The organism is Arthrobacter sp. ISL-30 (assembly GCF_018613855.1).
Classification (GTDB): domain Bacteria; phylum Actinomycetota; class Actinomycetes; order Actinomycetales; family Micrococcaceae; genus Arthrobacter.
The window spans coordinates 43,018-58,683 of record NZ_JAGGPK010000012.1 but is presented as its reverse complement, the minus strand read 5'-3'; the positions used below and the strand labels follow the sequence as shown (position 1 = coordinate 58,683).

General features: G+C 64.0%; 14 protein-coding genes. 7 read left to right on the top strand and 7 right to left on the bottom strand.

What is annotated here, in order from left to right:
• The 3 genes from J7E82_RS05015 to tkt are packed head-to-tail and all read right to left on the bottom strand — an operon-like array spanning position 1 to position 4,901.
• On the bottom strand, positions 1-1,632 hold the full coding sequence (locus tag J7E82_RS05015) for a glucose-6-phosphate isomerase (RefSeq protein WP_214861058.1): 1,632 nt from the start codon (positions 1,630-1,632) through the stop codon (positions 1-3).
• A 5-nt stretch (positions 1,633-1,637) separates the two neighbouring features.
• Positions 1,638-2,756 (bottom strand): transaldolase, encoded by a 1,119-nt coding sequence (gene tal / locus J7E82_RS05010; RefSeq protein ID WP_214861056.1) that lies wholly within the window; start codon positions 2,754-2,756, stop codon positions 1,638-1,640.
• A gap of 27 nt (positions 2,757-2,783) precedes the next feature.
• Positions 2,784-4,901, bottom strand: a complete 2,118-nt coding sequence (tkt, locus tag J7E82_RS05005) for a transketolase (RefSeq protein WP_214861292.1) — start codon at positions 4,899-4,901, stop codon at positions 2,784-2,786.
• 475 nt (positions 4,902-5,376) lie between these two features.
• On the opposite strand from tkt, the gene J7E82_RS05000 reads away from it, so the two are divergent.
• Positions 5,377-6,336, top strand: a complete 960-nt coding sequence (locus J7E82_RS05000; RefSeq protein WP_214861054.1) for a heme o synthase — start codon at positions 5,377-5,379, stop codon at positions 6,334-6,336.
• Positions 6,337-6,485: 149 nt separating this feature from the next.
• On the opposite strand, the gene J7E82_RS04995 is transcribed toward J7E82_RS05000, so the two are convergent.
• The 3 genes from J7E82_RS04995 to J7E82_RS04985 form a co-directional block, all read right to left on the bottom strand.
• Complete coding sequence (locus J7E82_RS04995; protein WP_214861052.1) at positions 6,486-7,430, bottom strand: heme A synthase; 945 nt, start codon at positions 7,428-7,430, stop codon at positions 6,486-6,488.
• A gap of 63 nt (positions 7,431-7,493) precedes the next feature.
• The gene (locus J7E82_RS04990; RefSeq protein ID WP_214861051.1) at positions 7,494-8,288 is read right to left on the bottom strand and encodes an ABC transporter permease; all 795 of its coding nucleotides are present in this window, start codon (positions 8,286-8,288) and stop codon (positions 7,494-7,496) included.
• Complete coding sequence (locus tag J7E82_RS04985; RefSeq protein ID WP_214861050.1) at positions 8,285-9,250, bottom strand: ABC transporter ATP-binding protein; 966 nt, start codon at positions 9,248-9,250, stop codon at positions 8,285-8,287. Before J7E82_RS04985 ends, J7E82_RS04990 begins: the two co-directional genes overlap by 4 nt.
• Before the next feature lie 188 nt (positions 9,251-9,438).
• On the opposite strand from J7E82_RS04985, the gene J7E82_RS04980 reads away from it, so the two are divergent.
• The 6 genes from J7E82_RS04980 (at position 9,439) to J7E82_RS04955 (ending at position 14,634) form a co-directional block, all read left to right on the top strand.
• A complete protein-coding gene (locus J7E82_RS04980; RefSeq protein WP_214861048.1) occupies positions 9,439-10,257 on the top strand; it encodes a metalloregulator ArsR/SmtB family transcription factor in 819 nt (272 codons plus the stop codon).
• Positions 10,257-11,732, top strand: a complete 1,476-nt coding sequence (gene sufB / locus J7E82_RS04975; RefSeq protein WP_214861046.1) for a Fe-S cluster assembly protein SufB — start codon at positions 10,257-10,259, stop codon at positions 11,730-11,732. The genes J7E82_RS04980 and sufB overlap by 1 nt, the downstream gene beginning before the upstream one ends.
• Before the next feature lie 2 nt (positions 11,733-11,734).
• The gene (gene sufD, locus J7E82_RS04970; protein ID WP_214861044.1) at positions 11,735-13,045 is read left to right on the top strand and encodes a Fe-S cluster assembly protein SufD; all 1,311 of its coding nucleotides are present in this window, start codon (positions 11,735-11,737) and stop codon (positions 13,043-13,045) included.
• A gap of 19 nt (positions 13,046-13,064) precedes the next feature.
• Entirely contained in the window at positions 13,065-13,418 is a 354-nt protein-coding gene (locus J7E82_RS04965) for a non-heme iron oxygenase ferredoxin subunit (protein ID WP_214861042.1), read from the top strand.
• Between the two features lie 84 nt (positions 13,419-13,502).
• Positions 13,503-14,288 (top strand): Fe-S cluster assembly ATPase SufC, encoded by a 786-nt coding sequence (gene sufC / locus J7E82_RS04960; protein ID WP_214861040.1) that lies wholly within the window; start codon positions 13,503-13,505, stop codon positions 14,286-14,288.
• A 13-nt stretch (positions 14,289-14,301) separates the two neighbouring features.
• Positions 14,302-14,634: a metal-sulfur cluster assembly factor gene (locus J7E82_RS04955; protein WP_214861038.1), complete on the top strand. Its 333-nt coding sequence runs from the start codon at positions 14,302-14,304 to the stop codon at positions 14,632-14,634.
• A 92-nt stretch (positions 14,635-14,726) separates the two neighbouring features.
• Here J7E82_RS04955 and J7E82_RS04950 read toward each other — a convergent pair whose 3' ends face one another.
• Positions 14,727-15,623: a neutral zinc metallopeptidase gene (locus J7E82_RS04950; RefSeq protein WP_214861036.1), complete on the bottom strand. Its 897-nt coding sequence runs from the start codon at positions 15,621-15,623 to the stop codon at positions 14,727-14,729.
• Positions 15,624-15,666 lie beyond the last annotated feature (43 nt).

Genomic DNA, 15,666 nt, shown 5'->3' with positions numbered 1-15,666 from the left:
TTAGCTTTCGAGCGCGCTGGCCTGGCCGGCCAGAGCAGCGACGATGTCCTGGAGCTGTGCAACGCCGGCCGCGCGATCGGTGAGGTGGAGGCGGAGCACGGGACGTCCGTGATCCTCCAGCACCTGGGCGTCACCGGCAGCCTGGGCTGCGATCAGCTGGCCGAACGTGAAGGGACGTTCCGGAATGGCAAGGTCCGTCGGGGACGCTGCCGTGATCTGGAGGAAGACACCGATGGCGGGTCCACCCTTGTGGAACTGACCGGTGGAGTGCAGGAAGCGCGGTCCCCAGCCGAACGTGACGGGCCTACCGGTGACGGCTGCAAGCTGGTCACGGACGCCCTCGAGCGGCGCGTACGCAATCCGGTCGAAATAAGCCTGGACGCTGAGGTAGCCGTCGCTGGCAAGTTCCGCCAGGAGCGCCTCAACGGCCTCCTCTGCGGACGCGGCATCGCCCAGCCAGGCGCCGCCGCGGACCTCTACGGCGCCGTCGACGAAGTTGGCGGGAGTCGGTTCGGGACGGGCGTCCAGGAGCCCGCGCGCGGCCACCTTCGCGGCTTCGACGTCGGGCTGGTCAAACGGGTTGATGCCCAGCAGTCGACCGGCGACGGCGGTAGCAAATTCCCACACGAGCATCTGTGAGGCCAGGCCGCCGGCGACGGCGACCTCATTTTCGCGCAGCTCGGCGTCGGAATCAGCCGAAACCAGGCGGATCACCAGGATGTCGTCGGCGCCGAGCTTCGCCTCGGGCGAGTCCGATCCAGCGACGACAGGAAGGACCCCGGTGCCCAGCTTGCCGGTGGATTCGGCAATGAGCTGTTCGGCCCAGTCTGCGAAGCCGACTATGCCGGATCCGTCCTCGGCGATGACGATCTTGTTGCGCAGCGGGCTGGTCCCGCCAAGCGCGATACCGAGCGCCAGGCCGATGTTGTCGGCGGAGTCCTCATTCAGGACCTCTGCCGCTTCTTCGGCTTCGTCAAGGAAGGCCTGGATATCGACCCCGGCCAGTCCACTGGGAACCAGGCCGAAGGCGGTCAGTGCGGAGAAGCGCCCGCCTACATTGGGGTCGGCATTGAAGACGGCACGGTAGCCAGCTTCACGGGATGCCTTGTCCAGCGGGGAACCCGGATCCGTGACGATGATGATGCGGCTCTTGGCATCGATCCCGGCGTCGTTAAAGGCCTGCTCGAAAATCCTGCGCTGCGAATCAGTCTCAACGGTAGAACCGGACTTGGACGAGACGACGATTGCTGTCTCCGCCAGGCGGTCCGCCAGGGCAGCACTGACCTGTTCAGGGTCAGTGCTGTCAAGCACGGTCAGCTCGACGCCAGCGGTACCGGCAATGACCTCGGGGGCCAGCGAAGAGCCACCCATGCCGCAGAGGACAATATGGGTGACGCCGTCAGCCTTCAGCGAGTTCCGAAGTTCCAGGATCTCGCCGACGAGGGCCTGCGAGACGGTGGCCGCCTCAACCCAGCCAAGGCGGATGGCCGACTCGGATTCCGCATCAGGACCCCACAGTGTGTGGTCCTTGGCGAAAATCCGGCTAGCGATCCTGTCTTCGACGAGGGTCTGGATCTGCTGCTCGATGGCCTGCTGCGCGGCACCGGTGACGTCGTAGCTGAGTGTGCTCATGTGGATTAGGAAGCCTTCCGTGCAGAAGCGAGGGCGCCCTCGACGTCTCCGAGCAGTTCCTTCCAGCTGGCGACGAACTTGTCGAGGCCTTCGGACTCGAGGACGGCGACGACGTCGTTGTAGGACACGCCGATTGCTTCCAGGGCGTCCAGGACGGCGTTGGCCTCGTTGTAGGTTCCGGTGACAGTGTCGCCGGTGACGACGCCGTGGTCGAACGTGGCTTCGAGGGTCTTCTCCGGCATGGTGTTGACCACGCCGGGGGCGGCTAGCTCAGTGACGTACAGGGTGTCCGGGTAGGCGGGGTCCTTGACGCCGGTGCTGGCCCAGAGGGGACGCTGGGGGAGTGCGCCGGCCTCAGCCAGCACAGCCCAACGCTCGGTGGAGAAGAGCTCTTCGTGGACCTGGTAGGCCAGGCGTGCGTTGGCAACGCCGGCCTTGCCCTTCAGGGCCTTGGCCTCGTCGGTGCCGATCTTGTCCAGGCGCTTGTCGATCTCGGTGTCCACGCGGGAGACGAAGAACGAGGCAACGGAGTGGATCTTGGAGAGATCATGCCCGTTTTCCTTGGCCTGCTCCAGGCCGGACTGGAAGGCATTGATGACGGCGCGGTAGCGCTCCAGGGAGAAGATCAGGGTCACGTTGACGCTGATGCCCTCGGCGAGCGTGGCCGTGATGGCCTCGAGGCCCTCAAGGGTGGCCGGAATCTTGATGTGCACGTTGTCCTTGCCGACCCGCTTGTACAGGTGCTTGGCCTCGGCGATGGTGCCGGCAGTGTCCCAGGCAAGGCGGGGGTCCACCTCGATGGAGACGCGGCCGTCGACGCCCTTCGTGGCGGCGGCCACGGGGGCGAAGAGGTCACAGGCATCGGCGACGTCGGTGGTGGTGATCTCGAAGATGGTCTCCTCGAGGCTGGAGCCCTTGGCCGCGAGTTCGGCGATCTTGCCGTCGTAGTAGTGGCCGGTGGTGATCGCCTGGTGGAAGATGCTCGGGTTGGTGGTGACACCAACGACGTTCTTCTCGTCAATCAGCTTCTGCAGGCTGCCGCTGGAGAGTCGCTCACGGGACAGGTCGTCAAGCCAGATGGAGACGCCGATGTCGGAAAGCTTCTGCGTGGGGGTGGTAGTCATTTTCAGTTCTCCTTGAAATTCAGGTTTTCAGGCCGACAGGCCTGCGAGGGAGTCCTTGGCCGCGGCCGTCACGGCTTCGGCGGTGATGCCGAACTCCTTGAAGAGCCGCTTGTAGTCAGCCGAGGCGCCGAAGTGCTCCAGGCTGATGGAACGTCCAGCGTCGCCGACGATTTCCTTCCAGCCCAGGGCGAGGCCGGCTTCCACGGAGACGCGCGCCTTCACAGCTGCCGGGAGCACGGATTCGCGATAGGCGGCGTCCTGCTTGTTGAACCACTCCACGCACGGCATGGAGACCACACGGGCGGCGACGCCTTCAGCCTGGAGTGCTTCGCGGGCCTGGACAGCGAGCTGGACCTCGGAGCCCGTACCGATGAGGATGACGTCCGCGGGAACCGTCTGGCCATCCTTGGACGCCTCGGCGAGCACATAGCCGCCCTTCGCGACGCCGGCCGTGGAGCCGAAGGTGTCGCCGCTGGCCTGGCCTTCGCCGCGGGCGTAGGTGGGGATGTTCTGGCGGGTCAAAACGATGCCGGCCGGGTTCTCGTGGTTCTCCAGCATGGTCTTCCAGGCCGCCGCGACCTCGTTGGCGTCGCCCGGGCGGACCACGTCAAGGCCCGGGATGGCGCGCAGCGAGGCAAGCTGCTCCACGGGCTGGTGGGTTGGCCCGTCTTCGCCAAGACCAATCGAGTCGTGGGTCCAGACATAGAGGGAAGGGACGCCCATGAGTGCGCCGAGGCGGATGGCCGGACGCTGGTAGTCGCTGAAGATGAGGAACGTACCGGAGAACGCGCGGGTCCGGCCGTGCAAGGCGATGCCGTTCACGATCGACGCAGCGGCGTGCTCGCGGATGCCGAAGTGCAGCACCCGGCCATACGGGTTGCCGGTCCAGGCGTGCGTGGAGCGCGAGGCCGGGATGAACGACGGCGATCCCTCGATGGTGGTGTTGTTGGATTCGGCGAGGTCAGCCGAACCGCCCCACAGTTCCGGCAGCACCGGTCCGATGGCGTTCAGGACCTTGCCGGATGCGGCGCGGGTGGACACGTCCTTGCCCGCCTCGAAGGTCGGCAGGGCGGCGTCGAGCTCCACCGGAAGCTTCTTGGCTTCGATGCGCTCCAGCAGGCCAGCGCCCTCGGGGTTGGCGGTCTGCCAGGCCTCGAAGGTGCTCTGCCATTCGGCGCGGGCTGCGGCGCCGCGCTCCACGACCTGGCGGGCGTGGGCCAGGACGTCTTCGTCAACCTGGAAGGTCTTCGCGGGGTCGAAGCCCAAAACTTCCTTGAGCGCATGCACTTCCTCGGCGCCCAGGGCTGAACCGTGGATCTTGCCGGTGTTCTGCTTCTTCGGCGCCGGGTAGCCGATGATGGTGCGCAGCGAAATGATGGACGGCCTGGAGGTCTCAGCCTTGGCAGCCAGCAGCGCGGAGTAGAGCTCCTGGACGTCCTCCTTGTAGTCACCGGTGCGGGTCCAGTCAACGCGCTGGGTGTGCCAGCCGTATGACTCGTAGCGCTTCAGGACATCCTCGGTGAAAGCAATGTCGGTGTCGTCCTCGATGGAAATGTGGTTCTCATCGTAGATAACAACCAGGTTGCCCAGCTCCTGGTGGCCGGCCAGCGAGGAAGCCTCGGAGGTCACGCCTTCCTGGAGGTCGCCGTCGGAGGCGATCACCCAGATGGTGTGGTCGAACGGGCTCTCGCCGGCGGGAGCATCGGCGTCGAACAGGCCGCGCTGGCGGCGCTGCGAATACGCGAAGCCGACCGAAGAGGCCAGGCCCTGGCCCAGCGGTCCGGTCGTGATCTCCACACCCGCGGTGTGCTTGTACTCAGGGTGGCCCGGCGTGAGGGAGCCCCAGGTGCGAAGGGCCTCGAGGTCCTTAAGCTCCAGCCCGTACCCCGAAAGGAACAGCTGGATGTAAAGGGTCAGCGAGGTGTGGCCAGGAGACAGGATGAACCGGTCACGGCCGATCCAGTCCGGGTTCTTCGGATCGTGGCGCATCAGCTTCTGGAAGAGAAGGTATGCGGCGGGGGCGAGGCTCATGGCAGTGCCGGGGTGACCGTTGCCCACCTTTTCGACAGCGTCGGCTGCCAGGACGCGGACCGTGTCTACCGCCCGCTGGTCCAAATCAGTCCATGACAGTTCTTGCTCTTCCAAATGTGGCACGAAAACCGGGCCCCTCTCTGTGCTGACGGCAGGCGAAATGGACAGGCCGATCCCGGGGCACAGGTATGGCTCCCGCTGCGAAATGTCTACCAGCCGTTCACCATTGAAACGTTGATCTATCATTCAGCCGCTCAAAGCAGGGCAAGAATACGGTTTCCCATAGAGCTCAGGACTGCAGTGCTGTTGCGTGCTGATCTGGTGACAGCTTAGCCCGATTCCATTGGCTGGTCAGGAGGAATCTCAATAAATGGACGCAAATTCCCTTTTATGAATCACCGCCGTGTTCGGGGTTGGGTGAATTAGTCGAAACGTGTTCGGAACAATGGGCGACACGGGAGCTGCCGGGCAGTGCAGGCTACCGTCGGGGCCCACTGTATGATATCTGGAGGCCACCAGCCGCACGGGCGGAGCCAGCCATGCCTGAAGATCTGATCCCGCCGCTGCGAGAACACCAAGACAGAACAGAGTGACTGCCAACGTGAGCACAACAGATACGTCCTTCAATGCCGCGCCGGCCCGCAAGGGAGGCGTCGCCCGCAAATTCAAGGCGTATCTGGCACTGACGAAGCCCCGTGTCATCGAACTGCTTCTTGTCAGCACTCTTCCCACGATGATCTTCGCCCAGCGCGGATTCCCGTCCCTGGGACTCATTGTCGCCACCCTGGTTGGTGGCGCCTTCGCCGCCGGCAGCGCGGGCGTCTTCAACTGCTACATCGACCGCGACATCGACAAGCTGATGCACCGGACGGAAAATCGCCCGCTTGTCACGGGCGAGGTCACCCCGCGCGAGGCCTTGGTGTTCGCCTGGCTCCTGGGCGCCGCTTCGATCGCCATCCTCTGGTTTGGGGCGAACCCCTTGTCAGCCTGGCTCGGTCTTGGAGCGATCCTCTTCTATGTGGTCATTTACACGATGATCCTCAAGCGCCGCACCGCACAGAACATCGTATGGGGCGGTGCGGCCGGTTGCTTCCCGGTCCTGATCGCCTGGTCCGCCGTGACCAACACTGTGGAATGGCCCGCCGTCGTACTGTTCATGGTTATCTTCCTCTGGACGCCCCCGCACTACTGGCCCCTGTCCATGCGCTACGGCGAGGACTACCGCAACGCCAATGTCCCCATGCTCGGTGCCATTGCAGGCGCCAAGGTCGTGTCCGTGCAGGTGGTTCTCTACGCCTGGGCCATGGTGGCTTGCTCGCTGCTGATGGTTCCCGTGGGCCGCGCAGGTTGGGTTTACACGGTGGCGGCAGTGGTCGCGGGCGCCTGGTTCCTGTATGAATCGCACAGCCTCTATAACAAGGCCCAGGGCGGCGAGGTATCCAACAAGGGTGCCATGAAGGTTTTCCACGGTTCCATCAGCTACTTGACGCTTCTCTTCATCGCCCTCGCAGTGGACCCGTTCGTCGGTTCACCGATCATCGCCGGCTAGCCAAAACACCCTCTCTCACCTCCCGCCGGCCCGCTGGAACCGTCCTTACCAGACTTGACGGAGGGTGTTGGCTTGGCGGCACAGACGTGAAAGAACGTCGGAAAAAGGCGCACCAGACGTGAGGGAGCGTCGGGTGGAAGGGGCAGACCCTATTTAACCGGGCTGAAGCGGGCGATATCCGCAGCGTTGGTCGCCGCTGACATCAGCAGGGCAGCACCGAGCATGTGCGCGCCGACCAGCAACGCAGGGATTCCGTTGTAGTACTGCGTGAAGCCGATGATCGCCTGAAGTATCGTGACGCCGAGCAGCAGGAACACTGCCGTGCGGAAAGCCCCGCGGATCCCGTGTAGCAGGACCAGGACCAGTGCGACGGCGGTCCCCGCCGTGATGAGGTAGGCCGGTACTGCGTGGATGTGCGAGAACAGGTCCCAGTCCAGGTTGTTGCGTGGGGCGTCGGCATCACCGGCGTGCGGTCCGGCGCCAGTCACCACGACGCCGAGCATGACCGCGATGGCGGAGAAGACGGCGACAGCCATCATGATGGGGCGAAGCGCACCGGGGAGCGGATCATGGATCCTTGTCATGAATTGGCCCGTTCGACCGTATGCCCGGTTGACGAGCAGTGTGGCGAACACCACTAGGGCCATGGAGACCAGGAAGTGCAGGCCCACCACCCAGGGGTTCAGGCGGGTCAGGACGGTTATGCCGCCGATGACAGCCTGGGCCGGAATGCTTGCGAGTAGCCCCAAGGCCAGTAGGAACAGGTCCCGGCGTTCCTTGCGAAGGTTCCATAAGTAGACGAGCATCAGCGCCGCTACGGCGGCTAGGGCGAAGGTCAGCAGGCGGTTGCCGAACTCGATGAAGCCGTGGATGCCCATCTCGGGAGTGTTCACGAGCGAATCGGCGGTGCAGCGCGGCCAGGTAGGGCAGCCAAGACCTGAGGCGGTCAGGCGCACGGCACCTCCGGTGACTACCAGGACGGTCTGCCCGATCAGGGAAAGCACGGCGAGCCGTCGGATAGTGTTGTCCACCTCTGCCGGGAGCTTGCCGGCAAGTCGCCGAAGGGTCTGAGGAAGGCGTGAAGCCGTGCTCACAGTTTTCTCGATTCCTTGTGTGTTTGGCCGGTTGCCACGTGATCGCCTATTTCCATGTGAACCCTAGTTCCATTTGAACCAGCGAATCGCGGCCAGGGAAGCGACGACGGTCCACGCGAGCAGGATGAATGTCGACGTCCATGCCACAGCGCCATGGAGGAAGGCGTCCCTCAGGGCCTGTCCCAGTGCGCCGGACGGCAGGTAGTGCACGATGTTTTGGGCAGGTATGGGCAGTCGTTCGGCGGGCAGCACGATACCGCCCAAGGCCCCCAGCAGGATCCACAGCAGGTTAGTGATTGCCAGCGTCGCTTCGGGGCGGACCGTCCCGGCAACCAGCAGCCCGAGTGAGGTAAAGGCCGCGGCCCCGAGGACAAGGAGGGTCAGGCCCGGAAGCCAGCCGTCCGCCCGCGGCTGCCAGCCCAGGGCGACGGCGGCCCCTCCAACCACGATGACCTGCAGGACCAGCACAGCCAGGACGGCAAGAACCTTGCCCAGGATGAGGCCGGTCCGGCCCAGCGGCGTGGTGGAGAGGAAGCGCAGCACTCCGTAGCGGCGGTCGAAACCCGTGGCGATACCTTGTCCCGTAAAAGCCGTGGACATGGCGCACAGGGCCAGGATGCCCGGGGTCGCTACGTCGATCCTGCTGGAGCCAAGGCCGTCGAGGAACGGGGTGACTGTCAGGCCGAACAAAGCCAGCAAAGGAAGAATGACTGCCAGGATCAGCTGTTCGCCGTTGCGGACCATGGCGAGGGTCTCGTACTTCCCTTGGAGCACAATCCGGCGCAGGATCGACGACGGGAGCCGAGGAGACTGTTTCCCGGCTCCGGACGTGGCCAGGCCGTTGACAAGTCCGCTCATCGGAGGTCCCTTCCGGAGATGTCCAGGAAAACGTCTTCGAGGCTGCGTGCTTCGAGGCGCATGGAAGACGGCATAATGCCGCGCTCAGCCCAGCAGGCAGCGAGGGCAGCGAGGTCGCCGGGTTCCAGGGAGCCGCTCACTGTGTAGCTACCGGCCCGGGTTTCAGAGACCGTTACAGCGGAGCGAAGCACGCCGGTGAAGTCCAGCCTGGGAGCAGCCTCGAAGTACAGGGCGCGTTCATTGATGCCCTCACCGGCGGCCGTCTTATAGCGGAGCAGCTCGGAGACCGTACCCTCGGTGACGTTCCGTCCGGCGTCGATGATGTAGACGTAGTCCGCCAGCCGCTCGGCGTCGTCCATAAGGTGGGTGGTCAGGATGATGCCCATTCCCGCATCCCTGAGCTCTCCTACGAGGTCAAAGACGATCTGCCGGGACTGCGGGTCCAGGCCGGCGCTCGGTTCATCCAGGAACAGGACCTCGGGATTGCCAATCAGGGCAGCGGCCAGTGCGAGCCGTTGCTTCTGGCCGCCGGAGAGCCGGCGGATGGAGGTACGGCTAAAGGTGTCGATGCCAAGCCGCTGGACCAGCGGATCGATGGGCAGCGGGTTCCGGTACATTCCCGCAATGTGGCGGAGGAGCGGAAGGGGGCGGGCCGACGGCGGGAGGCCGCCGTCCTGGAGCATAACGCCGACGCGGGCGCGCAGTCCCGCATCGGCGGTGTCGGGGTCCTCGCCGAGCAGGGAAATACGGCCTCCAGTGCGTTTCTGCAGGCCCTGGGCGCATTCAAGCGTTGTGGTCTTGCCGGCGCCGTTGGCTCCCAGCAGTGCTGTGATTCGTCCCCGTTCGGCATGCAGCGACAAGCCACTGACCACCCGCAGCATCTTGCCGTCAAGGTTGGCCATCGGGCCAACATCCTTAATGAGTCCTTCGATGGTGAGGACTGGAGAGTCGGGGGATCGCACCACAATATTCTACGGGAAGTAGTAAGTTGTGCTGTTGGGTGGGCAGTCGCTGGCCGAAGCACGGCCCCCGCCAGACCGTAGCGCAGCCCCGAGCCATGGCCCGAACCACGGCCCGCAAGTGGGCGCAGGTCAGCCTAGCCTTACTGGATGGGGGAATGAAATTACGACATGATTGTGTTGTGTATTCCATGAGCAACTCTGTTTCTGTGCCCTCAGCGCGGCCCAGTGCAGCGGCAGCGCCGTCAGTCGTGACGTCCCTGCCTGACGCGGAAGACCGCACCCGGGACCGGGTGCTCGCAGCTGTGCTCGAACACGGGCCCGTCAGCGCGGCCGAGTTGGGAGACCTGCTCGGATTCACCCCTGCGGCTGTCCGTCGGCACCTTGACCATCTGTCCAAGGACGGTGTCATTGAGGTCAAACGAGTTGCCAAGGCAGGCGCAGGCGCCGGACGTCCCGCCCGGCGTTACGTGCTGAGTTCCCAGGGCCAGTCAAAACTCGGCGATGACTACCTCAATATTGCCAGCTCCGCGCTTAACCGGCTCCAGCAGCTGGCGGGAGAGGAAGCCATCCGGGAGTTCGCCGTCGAGCGCTTCTCCGATATGGAACGCCGTTACACTCCCGAAGTGGAACTCGCCGGGAATGACATCACCGCTCGCGCGCTGGCCCTTTCAAAGGCCTTGAGCCGCGACGGTTACGTCTCCTCGGCGGCCTCGATCGAGGCCAAGCCGCCGCTCCCGGCCGCGCTCTCCAGCGTCCAGCTATGCCAGGGCCACTGCCCCGTACAGCAGCTCGCGGCACAGTTTCCCGTGTTCTGCGAGACCGAGACCGAAGTTTTCTCCCGACTGGTCGGCGTCGACGTCCGCCGGCTGTCAACGTTGGCTGGAGGCGGTCACGTCTGCACCACCCACATACCTACGGGCCGTCCGGCCGCCCGGGAACCCCAGGGTTCCTCAGTGCAGCCGGCCATCCTGGACAAGGAATCCAACAACCAGCAAGAAAGGCCGTGATGACGGGTCAATTAGCTGAAGGAACAGCAGAGAAGGCGGCTGCCGACGGCACCGTGATCTCGGAGATTCTGGAGAAGAATCCCGAGCTCCATGGCATCGGCAACTACGAATACGGCTGGGCCGACAAGAATGACGTCGGCGCCAATGCACGCCGTGGGCTCGATGAAGAGGTAGTCCGGGACATTTCCGGCAAGAAGAGCGAGCCTGAATGGATGCTCGACCTGCGCCTCAAGGGCCTGAAGTACTTCGACCGCAAGCCCATGCCTACCTGGGGTGCAGACCTCTCCGGCATCGACTTCGATAACATCAAGTACTTTGTGCGCTCCACTGAGAAGCAGGCGGCCACCTGGGAAGACCTCCCCGAGGACATCCGGAACACCTACGAGAAGCTGGGCATTCCGGAAGCGGAGCGTAGCCGCCTGGTTTCGGGCGTAGCCGCCCAGTACGAATCCGAGGTCGTCTACCACCAGATCCGCGAGGATCTGGAAGCACAGGGCGTTATCTTCCTGGACACGGACACCGCCCTCAAGGAGCACCCGGAGATCTTCCAGGAGTACTTCGGAACGGTCATCCCGGTCGGCGATAACAAGTTCGCCTCACTGAACACTGCCGTGTGGTCCGGTGGTTCCTTCGTGTATGTCCCCAAGGGCGTTCACGTGGAGATCCCGCTGCAAGCCTACTTCCGCATTAACACGGAAAACATGGGCCAGTTCGAGCGCACCCTGATCATTGCCGACGAGGACTCCTACGTCCACTACATCGAAGGCTGCACGGCTCCCATCTACACCTCGGATTCGCTGCACTCGGCCGTCGTCGAGATCATCGTGAAGAAGGGCGCCCGCGTCCGCTACACGACCATACAGAACTGGTCCAACAACGTGTACAACCTGGTGACCAAGCGCGCCATCTGCGAAGAGGGCGCCACTATGGAGTGGATCGATGGCAACATCGGCTCCAAGGTGACCATGAAGTACCCGGCCGTCTACCTCGTTGGCGAGCACGCCAAGGGCGAGACCCTGTCCATCGCCTTCGCCGGTGAAGGACAGCACCAGGACACCGGCTCAAAGATGGTCCACATCGCTCCGAACACCAAGAGCTCCATCATCTCCAAGTCAGTCGCACGCGGCGGCGGCCGCGCAGCCTACCGCGGCCTGGTCCAGGTCCGTGAGGGAGCCAAGCACTCCGCTAATACCGTCCGATGCGACGCGCTGCTGGTGGACACCATCTCCCGTTCGGACACCTACCCGTACATCGACATCCGCGAGGATGACGTTGTCATGGGCCACGAGGCCACCGTTTCCCGCGTCAGTGAGGAGCAGCTCTTCTATCTGATGTCCCGCGGCATGCCTGAGGACGAGGCCATGGCCATGATCGTGCGCGGCTTCATTGAGCCGATCGCCCGTGAACTTCCCATGGAATATGCCCTTGAGCTGAACCGCCTGATTGAATTGCAGATGGAAGGATCCGTCGGTTAATAATGACTGATATCACTACTGAAAAGGCCCGCATCGGCGCGCCCTCAGCCCAGCCGTTTATTAACGGATTCACCGAAGAAGGCGAAAGCCTTTCCCCCATTAACGCAGGCGACGCCACCACTACGACGGCTGCGCCTGCCGCGGGTCCCCTTGGCGGGGCGTCGGTCAAGAGCCACTCGCACGGCGGGGGAGTCGGCGTTCCCGACAGCTCACGCGCCGGACGGCTCACCTCTTACAACCTGGCCGACTTCAAGCCCCTTACCGGCCTAGAGGAAGACTGGCGCTTCACCCCCTTGAAGCGCCTCCGCGGCCTCCACAACGAAGCACTCACCGGTGCGGCACCCAAGGTCAGCGTCAACGCCCCCGAGGGCGTCGTCGTCGAAACGGTCGGCCGCGACGACAAGCGCGTCGGCACCGCAGCCATCCCGGAGGACCGCGTCTCCGCCAACGGCTGGGAGAACTTCACCGAAGCGACCGTCATCACCGTGCCCGCCGAACTGCAGGCAAGCAGCGAAGTGTCCGTCCTCATCAACGGCTCGGGCACCGAAGCATCGGCCCAGCACATCGTGATCGTGGCAGAGCGTTTCTCCAAGTCCGTGGTGGTCCTGGACCACCAGGGCACGGCCGTTGTCTCCGAGAACGTGGAAATCGTCGTCGAGGACGGCGCCGAACTCAGCGTTATTTCGCTCCAGGAATGGAACGATGACGCCGTCCACGCCTCCTCGCAGCAGGCAAAGCTGGGACGTGACGCCAAGTTCAAGCACATCGTCGTCTCCCTGGGCGGAGACCTCGTACGAGTGACTCCTTCCACCCGCTTCACCGCACCCGGTGCGGAAGCGGAGATGCTTGGCCTCTACTACGCCGACGCCGGCCAGCACCTTGAGCAGCGCCTGTTCGTTGACCACGCCGTGGCCAACTGCAAGTCCAACGTGCTCTATAAGGGTGCGCTGCAGGGCCGCAACGCGCACACCGTTTGGGTGGGCGACGTGCTGATCCGCAAGGAAGCCGAAGGAACCGACACCTACGAGGCCAACCGCAACCTGGTCCTGACGGATGGCGCACGCGCCGATTCCGTGCCGAACCTCGAGATTGAGACCGGACTGATCGAAGGCGCAGGCCACGCCAGCGCCACGGGACGTTTCGACGACGAGCACCTGTTCTACCTCATGGCACGCGGCATCCCCGAGGACGTCGCCCGCCGCCTGGTGGTTCGCGGCTTCCTGAACGAGATCATCCAGAAGATCAAGGTGCCTGCACTCGAAGAGCGCCTGACCGAGGCCGTCGAACGCGAACTCGCCGCGAGCGAGCACTGAAACGGGCGGGCAGGAAAGTATGAGTGATAAGCCAAAGGGCGAACTTGTGTGCAACGCCAACGACATCCAGGTCAAGCACTCGCTGCGGATCCTGATCGACGACTATCCCGTGGCAGTCGTGAAGGACTCGATGGGCGAAATCCATGCGATCGGTGACACCTGCTCCCACGCGGACATTTCCCTGTCCGAGGGCGAGGTGGAAGGCTGTGCGATCGAGTGCTGGGGCCACGGCTCGCAGTTCGACCTGCGCAATGGCCAGCCGCTCCAGCTTCCTGCCTACGACCCCGTGCCTGTTTTCGCCGTGGAGCTTGACGGTGACGACGTGTACGTGGACGTGACCAATGTTTTGAACGGTGCCGCAGTCAACTACTAGGGCCGTGGTCAACTACTAGGCAGTCCTGGACCTGCACCGCAGGCAACCCTGCACCAGACTTACGAACGAAAAAGAAAGAAGAGCATGTCAACTCTTGAGATCAAGGACCTGCACGTCAGCATTGAGACGGAGCAGGGAACCAAGGAGATCCTGAAAGGCGTCAGCCTGACCATCAAGACCGGTGAGACGCACGCCATCATGGGCCCCAACGGCTCCGGCAAGTCCACCCTCGCCTCCACCATCGCCGGCCACCCCCGCTACACCGTGACCAGCGGCTCCATTACCCTCGACGGCGAAAACGTCCTGGAAATGAGCGTGGACGAGCGCGCCCGCGCCGGCGTCTTCCTGGCCATGCAGTACCCCGTAGAGGTTCCCGGCGTCACCATGACGAACTTCCTCCGCACCGCAAAGACCGCCATCGACGGCGAAGCGCCTGCCCTGCGTACCTGGACCAAGGACGTCAAGGCAGCCATGGAGCAGCTGCGCATCGACGCCGATTTCGCGCAGCGCAACGTCAACGAAGGCTTCTCCGGCGGCGAGAAGAAGCGCGTCGAGATCCTCCAGCTCGAGCTCTTCAAGCCGAAGTTCGCCGTCCTCGACGAGACCGACTCCGGCCTCGACGTCGACGCCCTCAAGGTCGTTTCCGAAGGCGTCAACCGCGCCCACGCGACCGGCAACATGGGCACCCTGCTGATCACGCACTACACCCGCATCCTGCGCTACATCAAACCGGACTTCGTTCACGTGTTCGTTGACGGCAAGGTTGTGGAAGAGGGCGGCCCGGAGCTCGCCGACCGCCTCGAAGAAGAGGGCTACGACCGCTATGCGGCAGGCGCCGGCGTCGCCGTTGCACCGGCTGTACAGGCCTAGTTAGGATCACCTTATGACCGAAATCAACACGGCGCGCACCAGCCTTGAGGACGTCGAGGAGGCACTCAAGGACGTCATTGACCCCGAACTGGGCGTCAACGTCGTTGACCTTGGGCTGCTCTACGGACTGAAGTACTCCGAAGAAGACGGTGCCCTGCTGATCGACATGACGCTGACCACCGCGGCGTGCCCCCTGACCGACGTGCTCGAGGAGCAGGTGGGCAAGGCCTTGGACGGCGTCGTTGATGACTGGCGCCTGAACTGGGTGTGGATGCCGCCATGGGGTCCGGAAAGGATCACCGATGACGGCAAGGACCAGATGCGGGCCCTCGGCTTCAACATCTAACCGTCCAAAGGCCCCTACTAACGACGACGGCGGCCGGTCACCTTCCCTGGAAGGTGGCCGGCCGCCGTCGTGCTGTCATCGATTGCTAAATTTCAGGGGCTGGCGACGGCGAAGGTGTCGCACTGGTTGATGTCACCGGTGGTGAAACCGATCTGGAACCACTTCTGCCGCTGCTCACTCGAGCCATGGGTCCAGGCCTCGGGAGTAACCCGGCCGGTGGCTGCCTGTTGGATCCTGTCATCTCCGACGGCGGCCGCTGCGGAGAGGGCATCCTGGAGGTCCTGTTGCGTGAGTGGATCGAGGAAGGGCCTGCCCGTCTGGGGATCCTGCTGGGTAGTGGCGTGTTTCACCCACAGCCCGGCGTAGCAGTCGGCCTGCAGTTCGGTCCGCACAGCGCCGGATTCGGGGCCTTGGGGATCCTGCTGCGCCCGGTCCAAGTAGCCCAGCACGTTCTGCACATGGTGGCCGAACTCATGGGCCACCACATACTCCTGAGCCAGGGGTCCCCCGGATGAGCCGAAGCGGTCAACCAGCTCCTGGAAGAATCCGGGGTCAAAATAAGCGGTAGTGTCCGCCGGGCAATAGAAGGGTCCCACCTCACTGGTTGCGGCACCGCAGCCCGTTGGGGTGCCGCCGGTAAAGAGGACCGTTTCGGGACGCGGATACTGGACGCCATAGTCCCTCAGGTAGTCGGGCCAGAAGGCGTTGAGGCTGTTCACGGTCCCGGTGATCCGGCAATCAAGCCGCTGGTCGGCGTCGGCCCCTGTCCTGCAGGACTCCGTGCCTTCCGTTCCCTGCGTTCCGACACCCGGCTGCTGGCCACCGCCTGTGAAGCCGTCCAGGAGCTGGGGGTTGAAACCTAGAAGCACCAGCAGCAGGGCCACGATCCCGCCGCCGATGCCTCCACCAATCTTGGTGCCGCGGCCAAGGCCTCCGCGGCGGTCCTGCACCTGCGAGGGGTCGAGCTGTGCTCGGTCGTCGAAACTCATATTGCTTACAGTAGACTTCACGAACGCGGCGTGAAGCGGTGAG